The 26,041-nt window shown below is 61.8% G+C and carries 24 protein-coding genes and 1 tRNA gene; 16 read left to right on the top strand and 9 right to left on the bottom strand.

From position 1 onward, the window contains the following. Positions 1 to 650: 650 nt before the first annotated feature. Positions 651 to 727: transfer RNA gene (locus LB453_RS16925), tRNA-Arg, on the bottom strand. Between the two features lie 181 nt (positions 728 to 908). Here LB453_RS16925 and folD point away from each other — a divergent pair. Together folD and ybcJ are read left to right on the top strand one after the other, a co-directional pair. Then, positions 909 to 1,775 (top strand): bifunctional methylenetetrahydrofolate dehydrogenase/methenyltetrahydrofolate cyclohydrolase FolD, encoded by an 867-nt coding sequence (gene folD / locus LB453_RS16930; protein ID WP_103795045.1) that lies wholly within the window; start codon positions 909 to 911, stop codon positions 1,773 to 1,775. After that, positions 1,775 to 1,987 (top strand): ribosome-associated protein YbcJ, encoded by a 213-nt coding sequence (gene ybcJ / locus LB453_RS16935; RefSeq protein ID WP_048781499.1) that lies wholly within the window; start codon positions 1,775 to 1,777, stop codon positions 1,985 to 1,987. Before folD ends, ybcJ begins: the two co-directional genes overlap by 1 nt. A 172-nt stretch (positions 1,988 to 2,159) precedes the next feature. Here the strand turns inward: ybcJ and cysS are convergent, their stop codons facing one another. Then, positions 2,160 to 3,545: a cysteine--tRNA ligase gene (gene cysS / locus LB453_RS16940; RefSeq protein ID WP_103795046.1), complete on the bottom strand. Its 1,386-nt coding sequence runs from the start codon at positions 3,543 to 3,545 to the stop codon at positions 2,160 to 2,162. 217 nt (positions 3,546 to 3,762) lie between these two features. Here cysS and ppiB point away from each other — a divergent pair, with 217 nt between their 5' ends. The 4 genes from ppiB to purK all read left to right on the top strand — a co-directional run bounded on the left by ppiB (position 3,763) and on the right by purK (position 6,675). After that, positions 3,763 to 4,257 carry a peptidylprolyl isomerase B gene (ppiB, locus tag LB453_RS16945; RefSeq protein WP_033752889.1) on the top strand — a complete coding sequence of 165 codons (495 nt, stop codon included), beginning with the start codon at positions 3,763 to 3,765 and terminating at the stop codon, positions 4,255 to 4,257. Continuing rightward, complete coding sequence (lpxH, locus tag LB453_RS16950; RefSeq protein WP_103795047.1) at positions 4,257 to 4,973, top strand: UDP-2,3-diacylglucosamine diphosphatase; 717 nt, start codon at positions 4,257 to 4,259, stop codon at positions 4,971 to 4,973. Before ppiB ends, lpxH begins: the two co-directional genes overlap by 1 nt. Before the next feature lie 131 nt (positions 4,974 to 5,104). Next, positions 5,105 to 5,614, top strand: coding sequence for a 5-(carboxyamino)imidazole ribonucleotide mutase (gene purE, locus LB453_RS16955; RefSeq protein ID WP_103795048.1), 510 nt, complete (start codon positions 5,105 to 5,107; stop codon positions 5,612 to 5,614). Then, positions 5,611 to 6,675, top strand: coding sequence for a 5-(carboxyamino)imidazole ribonucleotide synthase (gene purK, locus LB453_RS16960; RefSeq protein WP_103795049.1), 1,065 nt, complete (start codon positions 5,611 to 5,613; stop codon positions 6,673 to 6,675). The genes purE and purK overlap by 4 nt, the downstream gene beginning before the upstream one ends. Positions 6,676 to 6,720: 45 nt before the next feature. On the opposite strand, the gene ybbP is transcribed toward purK, so the two are convergent. Further along, positions 6,721 to 9,138 carry a putative ABC transporter permease subunit YbbP gene (gene ybbP, locus LB453_RS16965; RefSeq protein ID WP_103795050.1) on the bottom strand — a complete coding sequence of 806 codons (2,418 nt, stop codon included), beginning with the start codon at positions 9,136 to 9,138 and terminating at the stop codon, positions 6,721 to 6,723. After that, complete coding sequence (ybbA, locus tag LB453_RS16970; protein WP_103795051.1) at positions 9,135 to 9,821, bottom strand: putative ABC transporter ATP-binding protein YbbA; 687 nt, start codon at positions 9,819 to 9,821, stop codon at positions 9,135 to 9,137. Before ybbA ends, ybbP begins: the two co-directional genes overlap by 4 nt. Between ybbA and tesA the strand changes: the two genes are divergently transcribed. The 5 genes from tesA to LB453_RS16995 all read left to right on the top strand — a co-directional run bounded on the left by tesA (position 9,789) and on the right by LB453_RS16995 (position 13,569). Continuing rightward, positions 9,789 to 10,415 carry a multifunctional acyl-CoA thioesterase I/protease I/lysophospholipase L1 gene (gene tesA, locus LB453_RS16975; RefSeq protein ID WP_199187301.1) on the top strand — a complete coding sequence of 209 codons (627 nt, stop codon included), beginning with the start codon at positions 9,789 to 9,791 and terminating at the stop codon, positions 10,413 to 10,415. The two genes, ybbA and tesA, sit on opposite strands and share 33 nt — an antisense overlap. Positions 10,416 to 10,447: 32 nt before the next feature. Continuing rightward, entirely contained in the window at positions 10,448 to 11,221 is a 774-nt protein-coding gene (locus LB453_RS16980) for an SDR family oxidoreductase (RefSeq protein ID WP_103795271.1), read from the top strand. A gap of 68 nt (positions 11,222 to 11,289) precedes the next feature. Beyond that, a complete protein-coding gene (locus LB453_RS16985; protein WP_103795052.1) occupies positions 11,290 to 12,147 on the top strand; it encodes a co-chaperone YbbN in 858 nt (285 codons plus the stop codon). Positions 12,148 to 12,208: 61 nt separating this feature from the next. Then, positions 12,209 to 13,123 (top strand): SPFH domain-containing protein, encoded by a 915-nt coding sequence (locus LB453_RS16990; RefSeq protein WP_103795053.1) that lies wholly within the window; start codon positions 12,209 to 12,211, stop codon positions 13,121 to 13,123. Continuing rightward, positions 13,123 to 13,569, top strand: a complete 447-nt coding sequence (locus LB453_RS16995) for an NfeD family protein (protein ID WP_103795054.1) — start codon at positions 13,123 to 13,125, stop codon at positions 13,567 to 13,569. The genes LB453_RS16990 and LB453_RS16995 overlap by 1 nt, the downstream gene beginning before the upstream one ends. On the opposite strand, the gene cueR is transcribed toward LB453_RS16995, so the two are convergent. After that, positions 13,566 to 13,976: a Cu(I)-responsive transcriptional regulator gene (gene cueR, locus LB453_RS17000; protein WP_103795055.1), complete on the bottom strand. Its 411-nt coding sequence runs from the start codon at positions 13,974 to 13,976 to the stop codon at positions 13,566 to 13,568. The genes LB453_RS16995 and cueR overlap by 4 nt on opposite strands. A 134-nt stretch (positions 13,977 to 14,110) precedes the next feature. Between cueR and copA the strand changes: the two genes are divergently transcribed. The 3 genes from copA to ybaK all read left to right on the top strand — a co-directional run bounded on the left by copA (position 14,111) and on the right by ybaK (position 18,147). Next, positions 14,111 to 16,624 carry a copper-exporting P-type ATPase CopA gene (gene copA, locus LB453_RS17005; RefSeq protein WP_103795056.1) on the top strand — a complete coding sequence of 838 codons (2,514 nt, stop codon included), beginning with the start codon at positions 14,111 to 14,113 and terminating at the stop codon, positions 16,622 to 16,624. 68 nt (positions 16,625 to 16,692) lie between these two features. After that, entirely contained in the window at positions 16,693 to 17,493 is an 801-nt protein-coding gene (locus LB453_RS17010; RefSeq protein ID WP_103795057.1) for a TraB/GumN family protein, read from the top strand. Between the two features lie 174 nt (positions 17,494 to 17,667). Continuing rightward, positions 17,668 to 18,147, top strand: a complete 480-nt coding sequence (ybaK, locus tag LB453_RS17015; RefSeq protein ID WP_048784540.1) for a Cys-tRNA(Pro)/Cys-tRNA(Cys) deacylase YbaK — start codon at positions 17,668 to 17,670, stop codon at positions 18,145 to 18,147. Here ybaK and LB453_RS17020 read toward each other — a convergent pair. Beyond that, positions 18,144 to 19,013, bottom strand: coding sequence for a LysR family transcriptional regulator (locus tag LB453_RS17020; protein WP_103795058.1), 870 nt, complete (start codon positions 19,011 to 19,013; stop codon positions 18,144 to 18,146). The genes ybaK and LB453_RS17020 overlap by 4 nt on opposite strands. A gap of 88 nt (positions 19,014 to 19,101) precedes the next feature. Here LB453_RS17020 and LB453_RS17025 point away from each other — a divergent pair, with 88 nt between their 5' ends. Further along, complete coding sequence (locus LB453_RS17025) at positions 19,102 to 19,536, top strand: multidrug/biocide efflux PACE transporter (protein WP_103795059.1); 435 nt, start codon at positions 19,102 to 19,104, stop codon at positions 19,534 to 19,536. A 173-nt stretch (positions 19,537 to 19,709) separates the two neighbouring features. Here LB453_RS17025 and ushA read toward each other — a convergent pair whose 3' ends face one another. Continuing rightward, the gene (ushA, locus tag LB453_RS17030) at positions 19,710 to 21,464 is read right to left on the bottom strand and encodes a bifunctional UDP-sugar hydrolase/5'-nucleotidase UshA (protein ID WP_103795060.1); all 1,755 of its coding nucleotides are present in this window, start codon (positions 21,462 to 21,464) and stop codon (positions 19,710 to 19,712) included. A 449-nt stretch (positions 21,465 to 21,913) separates the two neighbouring features. On the opposite strand from ushA, the gene ybaL reads away from it, so the two are divergent. Further along, entirely contained in the window at positions 21,914 to 23,602 is a 1,689-nt protein-coding gene (gene ybaL, locus LB453_RS17035) for a YbaL family putative K(+) efflux transporter (RefSeq protein ID WP_103795061.1), read from the top strand. Between the two features lie 72 nt (positions 23,603 to 23,674). Here the strand turns inward: ybaL and LB453_RS17040 are convergent, their stop codons facing one another. Both LB453_RS17040 and hemH read right to left on the bottom strand, forming a co-directional pair. Further along, positions 23,675 to 24,976: an inosine/guanosine kinase gene (locus LB453_RS17040; protein ID WP_103795272.1), complete on the bottom strand. Its 1,302-nt coding sequence runs from the start codon at positions 24,974 to 24,976 to the stop codon at positions 23,675 to 23,677. A gap of 56 nt (positions 24,977 to 25,032) precedes the next feature. Then, positions 25,033 to 25,992: a ferrochelatase gene (gene hemH, locus LB453_RS17045; protein WP_103795062.1), complete on the bottom strand. Its 960-nt coding sequence runs from the start codon at positions 25,990 to 25,992 to the stop codon at positions 25,033 to 25,035. Positions 25,993 to 26,041: the final 49 nt, after the last annotated feature.

A 26,041-nucleotide genomic window follows, 5' to 3' on the forward strand; every position in this document is an offset into this window, starting at 1 on the left:
TCATTAACAGGCTAAGCCATCAACTAATGCCAAACCCCTTTCAATGCATTGAAAAGATTAGATTTTTTAAGAAAACGCCGGGAATAAGCTGACGCCATTTGGTCTTCCCCTACGCTAAAGAGTGACGGCAATAAATGATTTTAATCCTGCTCTGCATTTATGCGGCTCGCTTCGTGGGAAAAGTTGAGATCGCTTCTGTCCGCGAACAAGGATTTATTTTTTGCAAAGTATGATAAATATCGAACTGCCTTTGCAAAAGTAAGGGCATGCGCATCGAAAGATGCGTTGCAGCATAAGCCAGATGCAAAAAACCTCTTCGCCAGCCCTAAAGTAAACAGTAAAAATGACGTTAACTGTAATTGCCTCACCAGGGTAATTATTAAAAAGTAAAATACCTTTACCCCCCTTAAATGGGGGGTTCTTTGTTACAGGCGCAGCAAGCCCACCCCCGCACCTGCCAGAGGGAATAGCGGGGATGCGATCGTTTTTATACAAAATGCGACTCGCCCGGTTCAACAGCCGATAATAAACTCTGGCTACTATGCTACGGCGCCTGTCACTGACCGATAATAAGTCGGCAAAATGGCAGCAGATTTAAACCTGTTTTATCGCTTTTGACGCAATGAGATAAGGATATTAAGAAGAGAAAATGGCACGCCCTACAGGATTCGAACCTGTGACCTACGGCTTAGAAGGCCGGTGCTCTATCCAGCTGAGCTAAGGGCGCACGGGGATGGCGAGGATTATACGGCGAGACCTCAACGAGTCAACGATTTTGGCCGCTGTCGCAATGCATATGCCGAAGAATCAGACAACGGGCGGCGATTCAGAACCTGACAGCGCGCCGCGCTTCTGACAGAATAGGCGCCTTTCCCCGAATCAACACAACACAGTGGATTTCCTCTCTGATGGCAGCAAAAATTATTGACGGTAAAACGATTGCGCAGCAGGTGCGCCTTGAGGTTGCGGAAAAAGTAAAGCAGCGTATGGCAGCCGGTAAACGCGCGCCCGGTCTCGCGGTCGTTCTGGTAGGCGAAAACCCCGCATCGCAAATCTATGTCGGCAGCAAACGCCGCGCCTGTGAAGAGGTCGGCTTTGTGTCGCGCTCTTACGATCTGCCCGCGACCACCAGCGAAGCTGAACTGCTGCAGCTGATTGACGCTCTGAATGACGATCGGGAGATTGACGGCATTCTGGTGCAGCTGCCGCTGCCGGCCGGCATCGACAACGTCAAAGTGCTGGAACGCATTACGCCTGATAAAGACGTTGACGGCTTCCACCCCTACAACGTCGGCCGTCTCTGCCAGCGCGCGCCGACGCTGCGTCCCTGTACGCCGCGCGGCATCGTGACGCTGCTGGAGCGCTACAATATCGATACCTACGGCCTGAATGCCGTGGTGGTTGGCGCCTCCAATATCGTGGGTCGTCCGATGAGCATGGAGCTGCTGCTGGCGGGCTGCACCACCACCGTCACCCACCGCTTCACCAAAGATCTGCGTCATCACGTCGAGCATGCCGATCTGCTGGTGGTCGCCGTTGGCAAGCCGGGCTTTATTCCCGGCGACTGGATTAAGCCGGGCGCGGTGGTGATCGATGTCGGCATCAACCGACTGGAGAGCGGCAAAGTGGTGGGCGACGTCGATTTCGACACCGCCTCGGAGCGCGCCTCATATATCACACCGGTGCCGGGCGGCGTAGGGCCGATGACCGTCGCCACGCTGATCGAAAACACGCTGCACGCGTGCGAAACTTATCACGACAGAGAGGAAGCATAATGGCGACTTTTAGCCTGGGTAAACACCCACACGTCGACCTGTGCGATCTGCTGAAGCTGGAAGGCTGGGTAGAGAGTGGCGCACAGGCGAAGATCGTCATCGCCGACGGCGAAGTGACCGTTGACGGCGCGGTAGAAACCCGCAAGCGCTGCAAAATTGTTGCCGGACAGACCGTCGCGTTCGCCGGACAGCGCATCACCGTTACCGCATAAACAGCCTGCAGGCGGGTGAGCTGGCCGCAGGCGCCAGCCCCCGCTACGCCTCTCGCCTCTGCTACGCTCTGAACACCGCCCTCTTCCACCAGCGCCGCCGCACCCTCTGGTTGCCGCAGGCTCAGGCTATCCGCCTGGCATAAAAAAGGGCGCCTGAGCGCCCTTTTTGCGGTTACTTACGACGCCAGGTCGAGCCCTGCGGCCCGTCTTCCACAATCACGCCCAGCTCGTTGAGCTTGTCGCGCGCAATATCGGCCTGCACCCAGTTTTTCTCTCTGCGCGCGTCGGCGCGCGCCTGCACCCAGCGCTCAATCTCCGCCACTTCGTCGGCGTTGCTCTGCGCGCCGCTCTGCAGGAACTGCTCGGGATCCTGCTGCAGAATGCCCAGCACGTTGGCAATCTCGCGCAGCTTCGCCGCCAGCGCGTTCGCCGCGTCGCCGTTCTCCCCTTTCAGGCGGTTGACCTCGCGCGCCATATCGAACAGCACCGAATAGGCTTCCGGGGTGTTGAAGTCGTCATCCATCGCCGCGCGGAAGCGCGCGTCAAACGCTTCGCCGCCCGCCGGCTCGGCGTTAGGGTCGGTGTGGCGCAGCGCGGTGTAGAGGCGCTCCAGCGCGGCGCGCGCCTGGTTAAGGTTCTCTTCGCCGTAGTTAAGCTGGCTGCGGTAGTGGCCCGACATCAGGAAGTAGCGCACCGTTTCGGCGTCATAGTGCTCCAGCACGTCGCGCACGGTGAAGAAGTTGCCGAGGGATTTCGACATCTTCTCGCGATCGACCATTACCATGCCGGAGTGCATCCAGTAGTTAACGTAGGGGCCGTCGTGGGCGCAGGTTGACTGAGCGATCTCGTTCTCATGATGCGGGAACATCAGATCGGAGCCACCGCCGTGAATGTCGAAGTGTTCGCCGAGCTGCTTGCAGTTCATCGCCGAGCACTCGATATGCCAGCCCGGACGGCCGTTGCCCCACGGCGAAGGCCAGGCGGGCTCGTCCGCTTTCGACATCTTCCACAGCACGAAGTCCATTGGGTTGCGCTTCGCTTCGGCCACTTCCACGCGCGCGCCAGCCTGTAGCTGCTCCAGATCCTGACGTGACAGCGCGCCGTAATCGGCATCGCTCGGCACATCGAACATTACGTCGCCGTTGTCGGCAACGTAGGCGTGGCCGCGTTCAATTAAACGCTCCACCAGCTCAATAATCTCAGCGATATGGCGCGTGGCGCGCGGCTCCTGATCCGGCGGCAGAATGCCGAGCGCGGCGAAATCTTTGTGCATCTCGCCAATCATGCGGTTGGTGAGGGTTTCGATACTTTCGCCGTTCTCGTTGGCGCGTCGAATGATTTTGTCGTCGATATCGGTGATGTTGCGCACGTAGTTCAGACGATAGCCGCAGTAGCGCAGGTAGCGCGACACCACGTCAAACGCCACGAAGGTGCGTCCATGTCCGATATGACAGAGGTCGTACACCGTGATACCGCACACGTACATACCGATTTCACCGGCATGGATAGGTTTGAATTCCTCTTTCTGTCGACTCAGGGTGTTATAAATCTTTAGCATTGAACAGTTCCGTTTAGACGAGTGCGGTAAACACTTTTATCAGGTTATTCAGTTATTGTGCCGTATTTTTCGCGCTTGCGCGACGGCAGCGTGCCGAGAGCGCCGCGGGCGTGCTGACGCGTCATCAGAATTTATGATATAAGGGGCGTCGACAAAAATGGCCAGCGCACTTTGCGGCGGCCAGAGAGCTGACGACAACCTTTACAGGACGAGAATGATGGTTACTTTCCAGACCAACCACGGCGACATCGTAATTAAAACCTTCGACGATAAAGCGCCTGCTACCGTGCAAAACTTCCTCGAATACTGCCGTGAAGGTTTCTATGACAACACTATTTTCCACCGTGTTATCAACGGCTTTATGATCCAGGGCGGCGGTTTTGAGCCAGGCATGAAGCAGAAAGAGACCAAAGCTGAAATTCGCAACGAAGCGAATAACGGCCTGAAAAACACCCGCGGCACCCTGGCGATGGCGCGTACCTCTGCTCCGCATTCCGCTACCGCGCAGTTCTTCATCAACGTTGCCGACAACGACTTCCTGAACTTCCGCGACGAAAGCCTGCAGGGCTGGGGTTATTGCGTGTTCGCAGAAGTTGTAGAAGGTATGGACGTGGTCGACAAAATCAAAGCGGTTTCTACCGGCCGCAGCGGCATGCATCAGGACGTACCGAAAGATGACGTCGTCATCCAGAAAGTAACCGTCAGCGAGTAATGTCGCGCACCCTGTTTATCGCAGATTTGCATCTGTGCCAGGAAGAACCGGCGATCACCGCCGGTTTTCTGCGTTTTCTGGCGCGTGAAGCGCCGCGCTGCGACGCGCTCTATATCCTCGGCGATCTGTTTGAAGCCTGGATCGGCGATGACGATCCCAATCCGCTGCACCAGCAGGTTGCCGCTGCGCTGCGCGCGCTGCCGGTACCGGTCTACTTTATTCATGGCAACCGCGACTTCCTGCTCGGCAAGGCCTACGGCCGCGCCAGCGGCATGACGCTGCTGCCGGAAGAGCAGGTGCTGGAGCGCTACGGTCACCGCGTGCTGATCCTGCACGGCGATACCCTCTGCACCGACGACGCGGGCTATCAGCGCTTTCGCGCTAAGGTGCATCAGCGCTGGCTGCAGCGCCTTTTTCTCGCCCTGCCGCTGTTTATCCGCCAGCGTATCGCCGCGCGCATGCGCGACGGCAGCAAACAGGCGAACCAGCATAAGTCGCTTACCATTATGGACGTCAACGCCGACGCCGTTGAGGCGGCGATGCTGCGCCAGCAGACCCGGCTGATGATCCACGGTCACACCCATCGTCCGGCCATTCACCGCTTTACGCTGCAGGGAGCGCCTGCCGAGCGCGCGGTATTAGGAGCGTGGCACGAGCGCGGCTCAATGATCCAGCTCGACGCCAGCGGCATCAGCCTTATCGAATTCGACTTCTAAAACGCGGCTAAACATGCTGGAACGGCCGCGACGCAACCGTTTTCCTTACGCCTTTCTCATGTTATTCTCTGTGCCCTTCTTTACCTGCCCGACCGGCCAGGTTCGTTTGTTTATTCACAGGAGTTGACCGCATGTCATCCAACGCCGCCCCGGCCCGCATTGCTATTGTAATGGGCTCCAGAAGTGACTGGTCCACCATGCAGTTCGCTGCGGAAATCCTTACCAGCCTGGACGTGCCCTTCCACGTTGAAGTGGTCTCCGCACACCGCACCCCGGACAAACTGTTCAGCTTCGCCGAAACAGCCGCCGATAACGGCTATCAGGTGATTATCGCGGGCGCGGGCGGCGCGGCGCATCTGCCGGGCATGCTGGCGGCGAAAACCCTGGTGCCGGTGCTGGGCGTGCCGGTGCAGAGCGCAGCGCTGAGCGGCGTCGACAGCCTCTACTCTATCGTACAGATGCCGCGCGGCATTCCGGTCGGCACCCTGGCCATCGGCAAAGCGGGTGCGGCCAATGCGGGCCTGCTGGCGGCGCAGATCCTGGCAATCCACGATGCGGCGCTGGCCGCGCGCCTCGGCGAGTGGCGACAGGCGCAGACCGACGAGGTGCTGAATAACCCGGACCCGCGGGAGGAAGCATGAAGCCGGTTTGCGTACTGGGCAACGGCCAGCTGGGCCGTATGCTGCGCCAGGCGGGCGAACCGCTGGGCATCGCCGTCTATCCGGTCGGCCTTGACGCCGAACCCGACGCGCTGCCGATTGCGCAGAGCGTCATCACCGCCGAAATCGAACGCTGGCCAGAAACCGCGCTGACCCGCGAGCTGGCGGTGCATCCGGCGTTTGTAAATCGCGATATTTTCCCGCGCCTGGCGGATCGCCTGACGCAAAAGCAGCTGCTCGACCAGCTGAATCTCGCTACCGCCCCCTGGCAATTACTGGCTGACAAGAGCGAGTGGCCGCAGGTGTTCGCCTCGCTGGGGGAGCTGGCGATCGTTAAGCGCCGCACCGGCGGCTATGACGGCCGCGGTCAGTGGCGACTGCGCGCGGGTGAGACCGATGCGCTGCCGGATGAGTGCTACGGCGAATGCATCGTCGAACAGGGCATTAACTTTTCCGGTGAGGTGTCGCTGGTGGGCGCGCGCGGTCAGGATGGTAGCACCGTCTTCTACCCGCTGACCCATAACCTGCATCAGGATGGCATTCTGCGCACCAGCGTCGCCTTCCCGCAGGCGGACCCGGCGCAGCAGGCACAGGCGGAAGCGATGCTCGGCGCCATTATGCAGGCGCTGAACTATGTCGGCGTGATGGCGATGGAGTGTTTCGTTACGCCGCAAGGCCTGCTGATCAACGAGCTGGCGCCGCGCGTACACAACAGCGGGCACTGGACGCAGAACGGCGCCTCAATCAGCCAGTTTGAGCTGCACCTGCGCGCGGTGCTGGGCCTGGCGCTGCCGCAGCCGGTGGTGTTCGCGCCGTCGGTGATGGTGAACCTGATCGGTACCGCGCTGAACAGCAGCTGGCTGCAGCAGCCGCTGGTGCATCTGCACTGGTATGACAAAGAGGTGCGGCCGGGCCGCAAGGTCGGACACCTCAACCTGACCGACAGCAACAGCGCGCGGCTGACCGCAGCGCTGGAGGCGCTGGTGCCAATGCTGCCGCCGGAGTACGCCAGCGGCATCGCCTGGGCCGTAGAGAAGTTCTGATCCGCCGGCACGCCAGCGAACAAAGCGGGCCTGGCCCGCTTTTTTTTATGCTGACTCCATGCGCCGGAACAGCCCCTTGCCGCGCAGCAGCCGCACGCCGAGCCAGCCACCGCACAGCGAGAGCAGCAGCGCGCCGCCCAGCGGCAGCGCCAGCCACAGCGTCCAGTCGGGCTGCCACGGGAAGTCGAAAATCTTACGCTGCAGCGCCCAGAGCGCCGCTTCCGCGCCCAGCGCCGCCGCCACGCCAGAGACCACGCCGAGCAGCGCGAACTCCCACCACAGCGTCGCGCGCAGCAGTTTCTTGCTGGCGCCCAGCGTGCGGCAGACCACCAGCTCCTGACGCCGCTGACGCATCCCGACCTGAATCTGCGCCAGCAGCAGCAGTACGCCGCAGAGGGTTACCAGCACCACCATAATCTCCAGCGCCTGGCTCACCTGCGCCAGCACCTGGCCGATCTGCCGCATAATGCTGCCGATATCGAGCAGGCTCAGGGTCGGAAAGGCGCGGTTCAGCTGCGCCAGCAGCGCCGGATCGCTATCCAGCCTGAAGCTGGTAAGCCAGGTTTGCGGCTGCGCATCCAGCGCGCCGGGGGGGAAAATAAAGAAAAAGTTAGGCCGCAGGCTCTCCCAGTCAACCTTGCGCAGGCTGGTAATCTTCGCGCTAAAGGTCTGGGTATCGCCGCTAAAGGTCAGCGTATCGCCCAGCTTCACGCCCAGGCGAGCGGCCAGCTCCGTCTCCATCGACACCTCGCCCGGCTGCGGCGGCCAGCGGCCCGCCGTCAGCGGATTGTGATCGGGTTGTTCGCTCATCCACGTCAGGTTCAGCTCGCGGTTCAGGGCGTTATCCAGCGTCGGATCGGCCGCTTTACCATTCAGGTCGGTGAGACGTGCCCGCGCCACGGGATAGAAGGTCTCCGGCTTCACCTGATGCGAGGCGAGGAAAGCGCGCACCTGCGGTACCTGATCCTGGGTCATATTGAGCAGGAAATAGTTCGGGCTGTCCGGCGGCAGCTGCTGCTGCCAGCGGTCGAGCAGATCGCCGCGCATCACCAGCAGCAGCGCCAGCAGCATAAAGGAGAGCGAAAAGGCCGCCAGCTGGCTCAGCGTCACGCCGGGCTGACGCAGCAGGCGGTTGATCGCCAGCCGCAGCGCCAGGCGGCGTACGACCAGGCGCCGCAGCAGCAACAGCGTGCCCCACCCCAGCAGCGCCAGCACGCCTGCCAGTGCCGCCACGCCCGCCAGCAGCGCCCACAGCATCTTGCTGCCGCCGACCAGCAGCGCCAGCAGCGCAATCACCACCACGCCCATCGCCGGGATATAGCGCTTCAGCGGCCAGATATCGGCCACCGCGTCACGGCGCAGCACGCGCAGCGGCTGGGTCGCCAGCAGCAGCCGATAGGGGCGCAGCCCCACCAGCAGCGAAATCACGAACAGCGAGCCGAGCGCCCAGAGCCAGGGCCAGCCGCTGGCGGGCGGCAGGGTCGCGGGCAGCACCGGCTTCAGCATCTGCATCAGCAGCGCCTCAACGCCCAGCCCGAGCGCCCCGCCGCACACCGCCGCCAGCAGCAGCACCGCCAGCCACTGGCCGATAATAAGCCGCCGCAGCGCCCGCCGCGTCGCGCCCAGCGTTTTCAGCACCGCCACCAGATCGTAGCGGCTGCGGCAGTAGTGACTCATCGCCACCGCAACGGCGGCGATCGCCAGCATCAGGGTCAGCAAGGCGGAGAGCAGCAGAAACTGCTGGGCGCGCTGCATCGATCGCCCCAGCGCGTCTTCAGAATTCTCTACGCTGATCCAGCGCTGATCCGCCTTCAGCTGCGGCTGGATCCAGCGGTCGTAGCGCGCCAGCGGCTGCGGCTCGCCGGCGAACTTATAGCGCCATGTCAGCCGGCTGCCCGGCTGGATCGCGCCGGTCTTCTGGGCGTCGTCGAGGTTGATGAGCAGGCGCGGCGCCATCTGAAAGGGATTAAAGCCGCCGTCCGGCTCCTGGATCACCTCGCCCGCGATGCGCAGGCTGGCGTCGCCCACCTCCAGCCTGTCGCCAACCTTGAGGTTAAGCAGCGCCATCAGCCGCGGCGCGGCCAGCGCCGTGCCGGGCGCCGGTTTCAGGCCAGGGGGATCGGTCTGCAGCTCGCCGAACATCGGATAGCGGTTGTCCACCGCCTTCACTGCCGCCAGCTGTGGCGTGTCGCCTGCGAAAGTCATGGTCATAAAGCTGAGCTGACCGCTAACGCTTAACCCCTCCTCCCGCGCTTTGGCCAGCCAGGCCTCCGGCACCGCGGCGCTGCTGCGCAGCGTGCGGTCGCCCGCCATAAAATCGCGGCTCTGCTGGCTAAGCCCTTTTTCCATACGATCGCCGATAGCGCCGAGCGCCAGTACGCAGGCCACCGACAGCGTCAGCGCCACCCAGACGATCAGCAGCGAGGGCGAGCGCCATTCGCGCCAGAACCAGCGCCAGATCATCGCTCCTCCCATACTTTGCCGTCGCGCAGCCGCAGGCAGCGGTCGCAGCGCGCCGCCAGCTGTTCGTCATGGGTGACCAGAATCAGCGTGGTGGCGTAGTCGCGGTTGAGGGAGAAAAGCAGATCGGCGATGCGGTCGCCGGTTTTGCGGTCCAGGTTGCCGGTTGGCTCATCGGCAAACAGCAAACCGGGCTGGCCGTTAAAGGCGCGCGCCAGCGCCACGCGCTGCTGTTCACCGCCGGAAAGCTGGGCGGGCAGATGCATCAGACGCTCCCCCAGCCCCAGCTGGGTTAATAATTCGCGCGCCTGCTCGCGGCTGCGGCGATCGCTCTCGCCGCGCAGCAGCGCAGGCAGCTGCACGTTCTCCAGCGCGTTTAGCGTCGGCACCAGCATAAAAGACTGAAAGACAAAGCCGACCTGCGTCGCCCGCAGCGCGGCGCGCTGCTCTTCGTCCAGCCGATGCAGAGGCTGGCCCAGCAGCGTCACCTCGCCGCTGCTGCCGTCGTCGAGCCCCGCCAGAATCCCCAGCAGCGTCGACTTGCCGGAGCCAGATTCACCCGTTAGCGCGATGGTTTCGGCCCGTTTGACAATGAAGTCAACTCCGGTAAGGATGGACAACTGGTGTTCCCCCTGACCGACGGACTTTGTAAGATGATGAACTTCAAGAATGTTTTCCGCTGGCATTATCCTTTCCTGTTTTTCGTTCTTCTGCTGGTATCGCATCTGGCCGCTGCGAACACCCTGTTAGTTTTAGGCGATAGCCTGAGCGCCGGCTATCGCATGTCAGCCAGCGCAGCCTGGCCGAGCCTGCTGAACAGCAGCTGGCAGCAGCAGCCCAGAGTGGTCAACGCCAGCATCAGCGGGGATACCGCCGCGCAGGGCCTGGCGCGCCTACCGGCGCTATTAAAACAGCATCAGCCGCAGTGGGTGTTAATCGAACTGGGCGGTAACGACGGCCTGCGCGGCTTTCCACCGCAGGCTATCGAGCAGGATCTGCGTAAAATCATCGACGACGTAAAGGCGGCGAACGCCAGGCCGCTCTTGATGCAGGTGCGTCTGCCCGCTAATTACGGGCGGCGTTATACGGAAGCGTTCAGCGGGATCTATCCCAGACTGGCACAGCAGTACAACATTCCTCTGGTGCCCTTTTTTATGGAGCAGGTCTACCTGAAACCTGAATGGATGCAGCAGGACGGCATCCACCCGAACCCCGAAGCGCAGCCCTTTATCGCCGAGCTGATGGCGAAAGAACTGGCCCCTTTAGTTAAGCATGAGTAACCTGCAGCGACGCGCTTTTTATGGGTAAAGATATGCAAAAAACCGTTGTAATTACCGGCTGTTCCAGCGGTATTGGCCTGGTAGCGGCGCAGGATCTGCTGGCGCGCGGCTACCGCGTTATCGCCGCCTGCCGCAAGCCGGAGGATGTCGAGCGGATGCGCGCGCAGGGCTTTGTCGCCGTCACGCTCGATCTTGACGACGCGGCGAGCGTCGATCGCGCCGCCGATGAGATACTGGCGCTAACGGACCATCGTCTGTTTGCGCTGTTCAACAATGGCGGCTTCGGCCTCTACGGCCCGCTGCGTACGCTGTCGCGCCAGCAGCTGGAGCAGCAGTTCTCCACCAACTTTTTCGGCGCTCATCAGCTGACGATGCGGCTGCTGCCCGCGCTGGAGGCGAGCGGCGACGCGCGCATCGTCAACACCAGCTCCGTGCTGGGGCTGATCTCCACTCCGGGGCGCGGCGCCTATGCCGCCAGCAAATATGCGCTGGAGGCCTGGAGCGACGCGCTGCGCCTTGAGGTGCGTCGCAGCGGCGTGCGCGTCAGCCTGATCGAGCCGGGCCCGATTCATACCCGCTTTACCGACAACGTAACCCAGGGCGAGCCGGAGCGGCCGGTGCGCAATCCCGGCATCGCCGCGCGCTTCACCCTGCCGCCGGAGGCGATTCTCCCCAGCCTGCGCCACGCACTAGAGAGCCAGCGCCCGCGCCTGCGCTATCCGGTGACGCTGGTCGCACACGCAATGAGCATCCTGAAAAGAGTGCTGCCGGGCTGGATGCTGGATCGCATTTTAAGCAGACGCTGAGAATTCATCTTGAAGCGGGGCTGTCCGGCCCCATATTCTTTAAACACTTTCTGCCAAGAGACTTAGTCATGTCACCACAAGCTTCGATTATCGACGTTAACGAATCCAACCTGCATCAGACGCTGGAACAGTCCATGCAGATACCGGTGCTGTTCTATTTCTGGTCGGATCGCAGCCAACATTGCCAGCAGCTGACGCCGCTGCTGGAACGTCTGGCGCAGGAGTATGCCGGCCAGTTTATTCTGGCGAAGCTCGACTGCGACAAAGAGCAAATGGTGGCGTCGCAGTTTGGCCTGCGCTCGATCCCGACGGTCTATCTGTTCCAGAACGGCCAGCCGGTCGACGGCTTCCAGGGACCGCAGCCGGAAGAGGCGGTGCGCGCGCTGCTGGAAAAAGTGCTGCCGCGTGAAGAGGAGCTCAAGGCGCAGCAGGCGCTGGCGCTGATGGACGAGGGCAAACCGCTGGAGGCGCTGCCGCTGCTCAAAGAGGCCTGGCAGCTCAGCCGTCAGGCGAGCGAAATCGGCTTTTTGCTGGCGGAAGCGTTGATCGGCCTGAACCGCAGCGACGAAGCAGAAGAGGTACTGGCGAAGGTGCCGCTGCAGGATCAGGATACCCGTTATCAGAGCCTGATGGCGCAGATCGATCTGCTGAAGCAGGCGGCGGATACCCCGGAAATCCAGCAGCTGCAGGCGCAGCTGGAGAGCGATCCCACCAATGCGGAGCTGGCTGCTAAGCTCTCGTTACAGCTGCATCAGGTTGGGCGCAACGAAGAGGCGCTGGAGCTGCTGCTCGGCTTCCTTAAGCGCGATATGAACGCGGCTGACGGCCAGGTGCGCAAAATGCTGCAGGAGATCCTTGCGGCGCTCGGCACCGGCGATGCGCTGGCGGCCCGCTACCGTCGCCAGCTCTACTCGCTGCTCTACTGAGTCGGCGTCGCGACACCGGGCCGAAGCGACTCGGCCCGTAAATTAACAATTGGGAGGTTATATGTTAACAGTCATTCCTGCGCTGATCGTGCTGGCGCTGGTAACGGTATGGGCAGGGGTAAAAATCGTCCCGCAGGGCTATCAGTGGACCGTGGAGCGCTTCGGACGCTACACCCGCACGCTGCAGCCCGGCCTGAGTCTGGTCGTGCCCTTTATGGATCGTATTGGTCATAAGATCAATATGATGGAGCGCGTGCTGGATATCCCCTCGCAGGAGGTCATCTCCAAAGACAACGCCAACGTCACCATTGACGCCGTCTGCTTTATTCAGGCGGTGGATCCGGCGCGCGCGGCCTATGAGGTCAGCAATCTCGAACTGGCGATCATCAATCTCACCATGACCAACATCCGTACCGTGCTCGGCGGCATGGAGCTGGATGAGATGCTGTCGCAGCGCGATAACATCAACACTCGTCTGCTGCATATCGTCGATGAGGCGACCAATCCCTGGGGCGTGAAAATCACCCGTATCGAGATCCGCGACGTGCGTCCGCCGCAGGAGCTGATCGCCGCCATGAATGCGCAGATGAAGGCGGAGCGCACCAAGCGCGCCGATATCCTTGCGGCGGAAGGCGTGCGCCAGGCGGCGATTCTGCGCGCCGAGGGCGACAAGCAGTCGCGCATCCTGAAGGCCGAAGGGGAACGAACCTCAGCGTTCCTCCAGGCGGAGGCGCGCGAACGCCAGGCAGAAGCGGAAGCGGCCGCCACTAAAATGGTCTCTGAAGCGATCGCGGCGGGCGACATCCAGGCGGTAAACTACTTTGTCGCGCAGAAATATACCGACGCGCTGCAGAAAATTGGCGAAGCCAGCAACAGCAAAGTCGTGATGATGCCGCTCGACGCCAGCAGCCTGCTCGGCTCGGTGGCGGGCATCAGCGAGCTGCTTAAGGGCGCATCCTCAGAGTCGAAACGCTGATGTTAATGGAGATCGTCGCCCATCCGCACTGGTTCTGGCTAACCCTGGGTGGCCTCTTGCTGGCGGCGGAGATGCTCGGCACCAGCGGCTATCTACTGTGGAGCGGCATCGCGGCGGTGCTGGTGGGCATAATAGAGTGGCTCACACCCTTTAGCTGGACGGCGCAGGGCACGCTGTTTGCCGTGCTGACCCTGGTTTGCGTCTATCTCTGGTATCGCTGGATGCGCCAGCGCGAGCGCCATCAGCAGCCCAACTCCCTTAACCAGCGCGGCAATCAGCTGATCGGCACCCATCTGACGCTGGAGGCGCCGCTGGTCAACGGCATCGGCCACGTGCGGCTGGGCGACAGCAGCTGGCGCGTGCAGGCCGAACGGGATCTGCCCGCAGGCACGCAGGTTGTCGTGACGGGCATCGAGGGCATTACGCTGCACATTACGCCGCGTTAGTCGGGCTGGCTATGGCCGCAGCAGCCCGCCAGGTTATTGATAATCGGACACTCGGCGCTGTCGTCGCCGGGGCAGGCGTCGGCCAGCGCCAGCAGCCGCAGGCGCATCGCCTGTAACGCCTCGATATGGGCGGCGATCTCCGCCGCTTTCTGCAGGGTGCGCGCCTTAACGTCAGCGCTATGACGCGCCGGATCGTTAAACAGCGTCACCAGCTCGCGGCATTCGTCGAGCGTAAAGCCCACCTGACGCGCCTGACGCAGCAGGTTAAGCTCATCGAGATGATGCGCGCTGTAGCGACGGTAGCCGTTATCGCTGCGCAACGGCGGCGTTACCACGCCCTTCTCTTCGTAGAAACGGATCGCCTTGCTGGTCAACCCGGTTTTTTTCGCGACATCGCTGATATTCACCCTGCTCTCCTCTTATAAATCGATTGCGGCCACGCTGTAAAAATAGTTTGACCTTCCCCTTGATGGAAGGTTTAGCCTGTATCACGAGTGATAAAAAGCTCGCATGGTTAACGGCAACACAACAGGAGAACGCTATGTCTCACACTATCTCACTGGCGCTGGAAGGTCTTTCCTGCGGCCACTGCGTCAAACGCGTTAAAGAGGCGCTCGAACAGCGCGACGATGTCGAACAGGCCAGCGTCACGCAGCAGGAAGCGCAGGTAACCGGCAGCGCCGATGCCGCCGCGCTGATCGCCACCGTAGAAGAAGCGGGCTATCACGCCACCCTCAGCGGCGACAGCCACCCAAAGCCTGAGCCGTTGACAGCTTCAGAGCCGCCGCCGGAGGCGCTGACAACGGTGGCGGACACCCAACCGGCACAGGAGCATGAAAGCGCGCAGTTCCTGCTTATTGAAGGCATGAGCTGCGCCAGCTGCGTCAGCCGGGTGGAGAAGGCGCTGGAAAAAGTGCCTGGCGTGACGCAGGCGCGCGTCAACCTTGGCGAGCGCAGCGCGCTGGTCATGGGCGACGCCGCCGCGCAGCAGCTGGTCGAGGCGGTCGAGGCGGCGGGCTACCACGCTCAGCCGGTGCAGGATGAACAGGAGCGGCGTGATAAACAGCAGAGCAGCGCGCGCAAGGCGATGCGCCGCTTTAGCTGGCAGGCGGCGCTGGCGCTGGCGTTTGGCGCGCCCCTGATGATCTGGGGCATGCTCGGCGACAATATGATGCTTACCGACGCCAACCGCAGCCTGTGGCTTGCTATCGGCGTCGTCACCCTGCTGGTGATGGTGGTCGCAGGCGGCCACTTCTACCGCAGCGCCTGGCGCAGTCTGCGCAACGGCAGCGCCACCATGGACACGCTGGTGGCGCTCGGTACCGCCGCCGCATGGCTCTACTCCATCAGCGTCGCGCTCTGGCCTGACTTTTTCCCCGCGCAGGCGCGCCATCTCTATTTTGAAGCCAGCGTCATGATTATCGGCCTGATTAATCTTGGTCACGCGCTGGAGCAGCGTGCGCGCCAGCGATCCTCTAAAGCCCTTGAGCGTCTGCTCGATTTGACGCCCGCGCAGGCGCGCCTCGTCAGCGAACAGGGCGACACGCTGGTGCCGATCGGCGCGGTGCAGCCGGGCATGACGCTGCGTCTCACCACCGGCGATCGCGTGCCGGTAGATGGTGAGATCAGCGACGGCGAAGCCTGGCTGGACGAGGCGATGCTGACCGGCGAGGCGGTGCCGCAGGGCAAGCGCGCCGGCGACAGGATCTACGCCGGCACGCTGGTGCAGGACGGCGCGGTGCGCTTCGTGGCGCGCGCCACCGGCCAGCACACCGCGCTATCGCGCATTATTCATCTGGTGCGTCAGGCGCAAAGCAGCAAGCCAGACGTGGGCCGCCTCGCCGACCGCATCTCAGCGGTTTTTGTGCCCGTTGTGGTGGCTATCGCCCTGATCAGCGCCGCCATCTGGTATCTCTTCGGCCCGCAGCCGCAAATCGCCTACACGCTGGTGATCGCCACTACGGTGCTGATTATCGCCTGCCCCTGTGCGCTGGGGCTTGCGACGCCGATGTCGATTATCGCCGGCGTCGGGCGCGCCGCCGAGCTGGGCGTACTGGTGCGCGACGCCGAGGCGCTGCAGCGCGCCAGCCGCATCGATACGCTGGTGTTTGATAAAACCGGTACGCTGACGGCGGGCACGCCGCGGCTCGACGCGGTGCTGACGTGGCACGGCTGGTCGCGCGAAGCGGTGGTGCAGGCCGCCGCCGCGCTGGAGCAAAACGCCAGCCATCCGCTGGCGCAGGCGATTACCGCGGCAGCGGGCGCGACCCGCGCCGGTGAAATTGCGCAATTTCGTACAATACGCGGCCAGGGCGTGAGCGGCATACTCAACGGCAAGCCGCTGCTGCTGGGTAATGCGGCGCTGATGCAGGATAACGGCGTCGCGCTGCAGCAGGCGCAGCCCGATATCGAGCGGCTGTCACGTCAGGGCGCAACGCCGGTGCTGCTGGCGCAAGACGGCGAGCTTGTCGGCCTGATTGCCCTGCGCGACCAGCTGCGTCCGGAGAGTAAAGCGGCGCTGGCGCGGCTGCGCCAGGCTGGCTACCGCCTGATGATGCTTACCGGCGACCGGGAAGAGACCGCGCGCGCTATTGCGCAGGAGGCGGGCATCGACGAGGTCATTGCCGGGGTGCTGCCGGAAGCGAAGGCGCAGACTATCGCCGCGCTGCAGCAGCAGGGACGCCGCGTCGCCATGGTCGGCGACGGCATCAATGACGCTCCGGCGCTGGCACAGGCGGATGTCGGTATCGCCATGGGCGGCGGCAGCGACGTGGCGCTGGAAACGGCACCCATTACGCTGATGCGCGCCGATCTGAACAGCGTCGCCGATGCGCTGGCGCTCTCCAGCGCGACGCTGCGCAATATTCGTCAGAATTTGCTCGGGGCCTTTATCTATAACAGCCTTGGCATCCCGCTGGCGGCGGGCGTGCTCTATCCGCTGACCGGCGCGCTGCTCAGTCCGGTGGTGGCGGGCGCGGCGATGGCGCTCTCGTCGATTACCGTTGTCGGCAACGCCAACCGGCTGCTGCGCTTTCGCCCAGCGAAGCGACAATAGCCGCTAATGCTCTGTTTTTCAGCGACGGGAATCGCTAGCATGGCGTTTTGACTCAGTAAGGACCGGGAATGAAAGGCAGCATTTGGCGCAGTGTGCAGGGGCTGGCAAGCCGACTCTTTCCCGCCAGCTATCGCTGGCCCGCTCAGGATATCCGGCTGGACGATCGCCTGCTGCACCTGGTCGGCAGCATTCATATGGGCACGCGCGATATGCAGCCCTTGCCCGCGCGTCTTCTGCGGCAGCTGCACAAGGCGGACGCCTTGATTGTCGAGGCGGATATCACTCAGGGCGGCTCGCCGTTCGACGATACCGACCCGCGCGACCCGCTGGAGACGCGGCTGGCACCCGACGACCAGGCGCGGCTGGCGGCGCTGTGCGGCGAGCTGCACCTGTCGCCGACGATGTTTGACGCCCTGCCCGCCTGGCAAATCGCGCTGATGCTGCAGGCACAGCAGGCGCAGCGGTTGGGTCTGCGTCCCGACTACGGCATCGACCTTCAGCTGCTGCAGGCGGCGAAAGCGCTGAACAAGCCGGTTATTGAGCTGGAAGGCGCAGAGACGCAAATCGCGCTGCTGAAGTCTCTGCCGGATGACGGGATGGCGCTGCTGAAGGATACGCTGACACACTGGCACACCAATGCGCGGCTGCTGCAGATGATGGTGAGCTGGTGGCTGGATACGCCGCCGCGTGAGCCGCAAATCACTCTGCCCTCGACGTTCAGCAGTGCGCTTAACGACGCGCTGATCTCCCGGCGCAACGCGCAGTGGTGTGAGCGGTTACGGGCGCTGCCGTCCGGGCATTATGTGGTGGCGGTAGGCGCGCTGCACCTCTATGGCGACGAGAATCTGCCTGAGCTGTTACGGCGCTAGAAAAAAAAGCAGGCCGGTATTGCTATCGGCCCGTCAAAGAGGAATTTGTTTATGATTTTGGTTATCGCTCAGCCTTTCGGCCGGCGCGGAAACCATTTTCACGCAAAGCACAAACTTTCGCCACTATTAATTTATTTAATTTAGGAATGAGATTTTTCCTATAAGGATAAGTTTATGACGCCTGCCGTAAAATTACTGGAAAAACAGAAAGTTGCTTTTACCCTTCATCCCTACGAGCATGACAGCCAGGAAACCAGTTTTGGCGACGAAGCGGTGCGTAAACTTAACCTGGACGCGCGGCAGGTGTACAAAACGCTGCTGGTGGCGCTTAACGGCGACGCGAAACATCTGGCGGTGGCGGTCACGCCGGTCGCCAGCCAGCTTGATTTGAAAAAGGTGGCAAAAGCGTTAGGCGCAAAAAAAGCGGATATGGCCGATCCGCAGCTGGCGCAGCGCGTGACCGGCTATCTGGTGGGCGGTATCAGCCCGCTGGGGCAGAAAAAGCGGCTGCCAACGGTTATCGACCGCTCCGCCGCCGACTTCGCCACGATTTTCGTCTCCGGCGGCAAGCGCGGCCTGGATCTGGAGCTGGCGGCGCAGGATCTGGCGCGCCTGCTCGACGCGCCGCTGGCGGATATCGCCCGGCGCGACTAGCTGCGCGGCTGGGCGCAGAGCTGGTCAATCATCCAGCGCCCCGCCGGGCCAGGGGGATTGCGGCGCGACCAGATCGCCTCCACAGCAATCAGCTGCGGCCAGCCCGGCAGCGCAAGCTCCTGCAGTAGCCCATGACCAAACTGCGTCACCAGCCAGCGCGGCAGAATGCTCCAGCCAAATCCCTGCTCCGCCATCTCCAGCAGCAGTAGATAGGTCGGTGCCGACCAGATGCGCCCCGGCGGCGCAATCGCGTGTGGCTCGACCCAGGTGTTAAGCCGCAGCTGACGCACCTGCTCCAGCGCGCTTTCCGAAACGCCGGATTGCTGCGCCAGCGGATGATCGCGGTGGATATAGATCGCCATTTCCGCATTGACCTGCAGCCGCGCAACGGCGATATCGGGCGGCAGCGCAGGCTGGGCGCGCACCACGCCCAGATGTATCCGTCCCGCCTGTAGCAGATCCAGCACATCCTCATCCTCGGCGATCATGCACTCCAGCTCGATCTCGGGAAAGCGCGCGTCGAACTGTTTCAGCAGCTGCTCATGGTGTTGGGTTTGCCAGAAATCTGATACGGCGAAGCTGAGGCGCGGTTCGACGCCCTGCGCCAGCCGGATAGCCAGCGCGTCCAGCCGCTCGCTGGCGGCCAGAATCTGCTGCACCTGCGCCAGCGCGCCCCTCCCCTGATCGGTCAGGATCGGCTGACGCCCGCTGCGATCGAACAGCTTAAAGCCGAGATCGTCCTCCAGCCCGGCGACCGCCATGCTGATGGTTGACTGGCTTTTACCCAGCGCACGCGCCGCTGCGGAAAAGGAGCCGCTGCTGACGGTCTGCACAAAGGCCTCTAAGGATTCAGGTGAGTAACGCATTTTTATCCATCGGTTTTATCGATAGGTCATCATTTTATCTTATCACCATGAAGTGCCAGAATGCGCGCCTTACTGTTGGAGGTTGATCATGCGTACCCGTTCGTTAAAAGAACGCTTTTTACATGCGCTGGGGTTTGAAACCCTGGCGATCCTCACCGTGTCGCCGCTGGCTGCCTGGGCGATGGATAAGCCGCTGTTTGAGATGGGCGCGCTGGCGCTGATACTCTCAACCGTCGCGATGCTGTGGAATATGATTTACAACGCCCTGTTCGATCGTATCTGCCCCCCAGGCCGGGTTCATCGCGGCGTGCTGATCCGCACCCTGCACGCGCTGCTGTTCGAAGGCGGCTTTATTTTGATCGGTTTGCCGATTGCCGCGTGGATGCTCGGCATTTCGCTATGGCAGGCGTTGCTGCTGGAAGTGGCTTTTTTCCTGTTTTTCCTGCCCTACACCATGGCCTATAACTGGGTGTGGGACAGACTGCGTCCGCGCTGGTTCAAACGTAACGCCTGCGAGGCCTGATCTCTCAGACGGTCAGGATATCCAGCAGCGGGTGCTTTTGCACAACGCAGCGCGTTGGCCCGGCAGCGGGCGCACCTCATGCAGAGGTGCGTATCTGCGCCGGGCCGAACGAGCATAGATGCCGTGGACGTTGCGATCGGGCCATACTACCTGCGCCATCATCCCGTTGGGATTTACGGCGCGTTATGCGCCGTCTCCCGTCCCCATGGCCAGAGCCACGCCAGAATCATCTGCGGGTAGCTGCGCTTGTGCGGCTTTTCGCGCGCCTTTTTCTCCGCTTCCGTTAGCCTGTGGATCGCGTCCGTCGGCGCATAGTCAGCTGCGTTTAGCGGCGAATGGGCTTTGACATAGTCGCGCAGCACCTCAGCATCGATAGTTCCCGTATTCTGATAGCCCGTATGGGTATCAATGCGCGGATAGCCGTCGCCGCCCGCGGCGTTAAAGCTGTTGGTCGCCATACGGTAGGTCTTGTTCTCCTGCAGCGGCTGCCCGTTAATGCGCACGTCGCTCACCGTGCTGCCGTCCGCCACCAGGCTGACATGCGCGAACTGCGCGAAGCCGCCGGTGTCCGGCTTCATGTTCGCAACGACATCAAGATATTTTTTCACCTCGGCGCCGGTTAGCGTCACCGACACCACCTGATTGCCGAACGGCTGCACCTGCAGCAGATCGCGCCAGCTCAGTTTGCCCGTCGGCAGCGAGGCGCGAATGCCGCCGCCGCTCATCACCGCGAAGTCCGCCTGCGTTTTCGCCATCTGCGCGCGCAGGATCAGCTGCCCGAGACTGGTCTGGGTAAACCGCACCTGCTCGCGCTCACCGTCAAACTGCCCCGTTGCACTGCCGACAGCGACGTTCAGACGCGACTCGGCTCGCTTCTGATAGGGCATCAGCAGCTTCATCATGGCGGTGTTTTTTGGGATCTCCTGCTGATAGGTCAGCCAGGTCTCGCTGCCATCGGCATTTTTGATCTTATGCTTCAGGTTGACCGGCACCAGCGCGTAGGACTCCAGCGCCACCTCGCCGTTGCGCCAGGTAAAATCGCCGCGCCCCACATATTCACCCCACTGCCCGGCCTGCATAATCCAGACGCCGTTCTGCTTGTCCGGCTGGCAGGCTGCCCCAGGCTGATAGCTTTTGACCCGCTCGTTCTCTTTTGCCATGCAAAGCGCATAGTGCGAATGGCCGCCGACGATCATCGCGACGGTGCCGGGCGGCAGGCTGCGCGCCAGCGTTACGTCGCCGGGAGCGCTGCTGCCGTGCTCGCCGTTATCGTCATAGCCGAGATGGCTCAGCACCACGATAACGTCAGGCTTTTCGCCGGCGCGCAGCTCCGCTACCGCCTTTTCCGTTTCGCTGACTGGATCGCGAAACTCCATATCGCGCAGATGCGCCGGATTCGCCAGCTTAACGGTATCGGGCGTCGCCAGGCCCAGCACGGCGATCTTCAGCCCCATACGATTGAAAATCGCCCAGGGTTTGAAGAGTCGCTGACCGGTGCTTTTCTGGTAGAGGTTGGCGGCAAGAAAAGGAAAGCGCGCCCAGCCCTCCTGCTTGCGCAGCACCTCGAGCGGATGGTCGAACTCATGATTGCCGAGCGCCATGGCGTCATAGCCGATCAGGTTCATGCCGCGAATATCGGGCTCTGCCTGTAGCGCGTCCGACTCCGGCACGCCGGTATTGACGTCGCCTGCTGAGAGGATCAGCGCGCCGCCGCCTTTAGCCTGTACGTCGTAGCGCAAGGTATCCATTAAGGTTTTCTGCGCCGCGAGGCCATATTCGCCCTGCGCGCTGTACCAGAAATGGCCGTGCTCGTCGTTGGTATGGAGAATGCTAAAGCGGTAAGTGCGATCAGGCTCGGCGGCCTGAGAAAGCAGGGGGGTCAGCGCCAGCAGCGCAAGGCCGGTGGCAGCCCATCGTGATAACAGCAAAGCCTGTCTCCTTATTTTACGCAGTCCCGTTCCGGGTGGTATCAGCATGCTGACCCACTGTGTCGCATATTCCACTGTTTAACTCAAGATGAAACAGGGCTACCGCTGGCACTAACTGGTTTTAACACTGATTCCCAAAAAAGAAGCGAAGCGTTAAATCTGGCGCAAAGTTGCCGCTCAGGTCGCTTACCGTCATTCTTCGCGCATTCCAGCGTGATAGTGGTCATCAGCGCGCCTTTTTCCAGCCAGATATTGTTATAACGTGCCTCGCAAACTTGCTTTACTGCGGCCCGGATTAGCGAAAACAGAGAAAAACAGCCGTTCGACTCTGCTTTCCTCTTATTTTTAAACTTTTTTCTTATTATCCCGCAAATAGCACAGCGAAAAATGGTTAATTGCCTTAAACTTAATTGTTACAGGCAGATACATTTGCACACAAGGAGACAGGCATGCATCACACCACACCGTTGATCACTACCATCGTCGGGGGACTGGTCCTGGCGTTTCTCCTTGGCATGCTCGCACACCGGCTGCGTATTTCGCCGCTGGTTGGCTATTTGCTGGCGGGCGTGCTGGCCGGGCCTTTTACGCCGGGCTTTGTCGCCGATACCAATCTTGCGCCCGAGCTGGCAGAGCTGGGCGTTATCCTGCTGATGTTCGGCGTCGGACTTCACTTCTCCCTAAAGGATTTGATGGCGGTAAAGAGTATCGCCATTCCCGGTGCCGTGGCGCAGATCGCCGTCGCCACGCTGCTGGGAATGGGCCTCTCCGCCTGGCTGGGCTGGTCGCTGATGACGGGCCTGGTGTTTGGCCTCTGTCTCTCTACCGCCAGCACCGTGGTGCTGCTGCGCGCGCTGGAAGAGCGTCAGCTGATTGACAGCCAGCGCGGCCAAATCGCCATTGGCTGGCTGATTGTGGAGGATCTGGTGATGGTGCTGACGCTGGTGCTGCTGCCCGCCATTGCCGGTATGCTGGAACAGGGCAACGCCAGCCCGCAGCTGCTGGCGTGGGATCTGCTGCTGACTATCGGCAAGGTCGCCGCCTTTATGGTGCTGATGATGGTGGTCGGGCGTCGCGTGGTGCCCTGGATCCTGGCGAAAAGCGCCGCCACCGGCTCGCGCGAGCTCTTTACCCTGTCGGTGCTGGCGCTGGCGCTCGGCATCGCCTTTGGCGCAGTGGAGTTTTTCGACGTCTCTTTCGCGCTCGGGGCCTTCTTCGCCGGCATGGTGCTGAATGAATCTGAGCTGAGCCACCGCGCCGCTCACGACACCCTGCCGCTGCGCGACGCCTTCGCGGTGCTCTTTTTTGTGTCGGTCGGCATGCTGTTCGATCCGATGATCCTGGTGGAGCAGCCGCTGGCGGTGCTGGGGGCGCTGGTGATTGTGGTGCTGGGTAAATCTGTCGCCGCCTGGCTGCTGGTGACGCTGCTGGGCCATTCGCGCCGTACCGCACTGACCATCTCCGTCAGCCTGGCGCAGATCGGCGAGTTCGCCTTTATTCTGGCCGGCCTCGGCATCTCCCTTAATCTGCTCACCAGCGAAGGGCGTAACCTGGTACTGGCGGCAGCGATCCTCTCTATTATGCTCAACCCTATCCTGTTCAGCCTGCTGGAGCGTTTCCTGGCGAAGAGCGAAAGCCGTCAGGAGCAGTCGCAGGAAGAGACGATCGAGGAAGAGAAGCAGAGCCCGGTGGATATCTGCCATCACGCGGTGGTCGTCGGCTATGGCCGGGTTGGCAGCCTGCTGAGCCAGAAGCTGCTGGAGGCGGACGTGCCTTTCGTGGTGGTGGAGAACTCTCGCGCGCGCGTTGAGGCGCTGCGTGAACAGGGCATTCGGGCGGTGCTGGGCAATGCGGTGCGCGCCGAAACCATGGAGCTGGCGCGGCTCGACTGCGCGCGCTGGCTGCTGCTGACCATTCCCAACGGCTTCGAATCAGGCGAAATCGTCACCACCGCGCGCGAGAAGTTTAACGACATCGAGATTATTGCGCGCGCGCACTATGACGATGAGGTGGAATACATTATGACGCGCGGCGCAACGCGCGTTGTGATGGGCGAGCGCGAGATCGCCAGCAGCATGCTGCATATGCTGGAGGCGGAGATTGCCGAGCGCCCTATCGTGCGCGAGTGCCCGATTTAAGCTGCGCGGCGTTTTACCCCCGCGCAAGAGAAAGGGGCATCCGGCTCGCGTCCGCCCTTTCTCCCCTGTGGCTTAGCGATCCCAGTAGGACTCTTCCAGGCTGTCCTCACGCTCCGGCAGTCCGCGCGTCAGGCGCGGCGAATGCTGGTTAAGCACCTGATAGCTGACGCGGTTGGCATATTTGCACACCTGCGCCAGCGATGAATAGGTCAGGTATTCGCGCGCGTGCTTGCTGGAGTTCGGCACGTTCTGGCGATGGTAATTATTCGCCGTGATGTCGTGCAGCAGCGCTGCCAGCGCGCCGTCGCCTGCGCCGTTGGTGTTCATGATCTTCTCCGGCCCGCCCATATAGGGCGCGATATGCGAGAAGATGCGCAGCGGCTGCTCGCACGCCTGCCGGCGCATGGCGCGGCTGAACTCATACTGGTTGAACTCCGCAATGGCGCCTGGCAGCAGCGGATGATTGGTTTTGCGCTTAAACGCCTCCTCGGTGTAGCCCGCCATATAGAGCCCGGTCGGGCCAGCGGTGCAGAGCACCAGATCGACCCACTCCAGCGCCATATCGGCCGCGCGCAGCGGATCGGACTCGCCGGTCAGCGCCAGCGCTTCCTCTTCATTCATCGCCACGATAGTAACGTGATCGCGCAGAAAGTCGCGCCAGTACTGCGGGTTGTCGCCGATCACATACTTTGTGCCCAGCGTCAGCACTACCGGCACGTTGTGGCGTTTCGCGTACTCAATCGCCTGCAGCGTGGCCTGCGGCATCGGCTCACCTTCGGCGCAGCGCACCAGGTAGGAGGTGAGTACCAGCGCCGACGCGCCGGCGATAACCGCTTCGGGAATGCTTTCGGCGTGCAGCTGGTTCATCTGCCCAGGACTAATGGCGAAGGTGCGCTCGCCCTGCTCGCCGATCAGGGTAAAGCAGCGGCCAATAGCGCCGTCGACGCCCTGTAGATAGTTAAGATCGACCCGGCTCGAGGTGTTGCAGAGATAGCGGTAGGCGTAACCACCGATCTGAATATTGCTGCACATCACGCCGAGCAGCACCGAACGGTCATCGGCCAGCACCGAGTAGTTGTGCAGCGTATTGCCGATAGTGCCGCCGGCGAACTGATGGCTAATCAGGTTATCGCGCAGCAGCTCGTGATAGAGCGCCTCAGCAACGTCGTCGTCGATCACTAAGGAGTGCCCGGCGCTCAGACCGTAGCGAACCAGAAAGGCGTCATCGACTTTGGCTTCGATATCCACCAGCGTCTGATCGATTCCCACGACCCAGCTGCCCTCTTCCACCTCCTGCGAGGCGGCGTGCAGCAAGGGATCGCGAGCGCTAACGGGAAAATAGTGTTTGGATTTACGTTTGCCGGGAAATTTCATGATGAGCGCCGTCAGAAAAACAGGCGGAGGATGATAGCACATTCTCCGCCGCGGCTTTAACGACGCGCGTTGACCAGCTGCACCATCATCTCAATATGGGCGTCATCCGCGTTCAGCGCCGGGATATATTCGAACTTTTCGCCGCCGCCGTGCAGGAAGAACTCACGGTTCTGCTCGTTGATCTCCTCCAGCGTCTCCAGGCAGTCAGAGGCAAAGCCAGGGCTCATCACCTGCACATGCTTAATGCCCTTTTTCGCCAGCCCCTGCATGGTTTCATCCGTGTAGGGCTGCAGCCAGGGTTCGCGGCCAAAGCGCGACTGGAAGGTCATCATGATTTGATCGTCGCGCAGGCCCAGCGCCTGCTGCAGCAGTGCCGTGGTATCGCCGCAGCGCAGCGGATAATCGTCCCCCTCTCTGGCGAAGCGCTGTGGAATGCCGTGATAGGAGAGCACCAGCAGATCCGGCTGGCCATGCGCCGCAAAGGCGCGCTCAACCGAGGCTTTCAGCGCGGCGATATAGGCGGGATGTTCGGCATAGTCGCGAATAAAGTTGATATCCGGCAGGGTGCGCGCGGTTTTAAAGGCGCTGTATAAACCATCCCAGACCGCCGCGACGGTAGAGCAGGAGAACTGCGGGTAGAGCGGCAGCACGATCAGGCGCGTTACGCCCTGCGTCATCAGGCTGTCCACCGCGCTCTGCAGGCTGGGGTTGCCGTAGCTCATGCCCAACTCGACCGGCATATCGACGCGCGCCGCCAGCGCTTCGCGCTGCTGCTTGCTATAAACCATCAGCGGCGAGCCACCCTCCATCCAGACGGAGGCGTAGAGCTTTGAGACGCGGGGCGAGCGAAACGGCAGAATAACGCCATTAAGAATCGGCCACCAGAGCCAGCGCGGCGTATCGACCACGCGAGGATCGCTAAGAAACTGTTTCAGATAGCGCTTTACAGCGGCAGTTGTGGGGGCGTCTGGCGTACCGAGATTAACCAGTAACACGCCGGGCTTGTCTTGCCTCATTGTTATTCCTTGATAGCGGAGATGCGTGAAAACAGGAGAAATTGTAGCG

Source organism: Pantoea agglomerans, from assembly GCF_020149765.1.
Lineage (GTDB): Bacteria > Pseudomonadota > Gammaproteobacteria > Enterobacterales > Enterobacteriaceae > Pantoea > Pantoea alvi.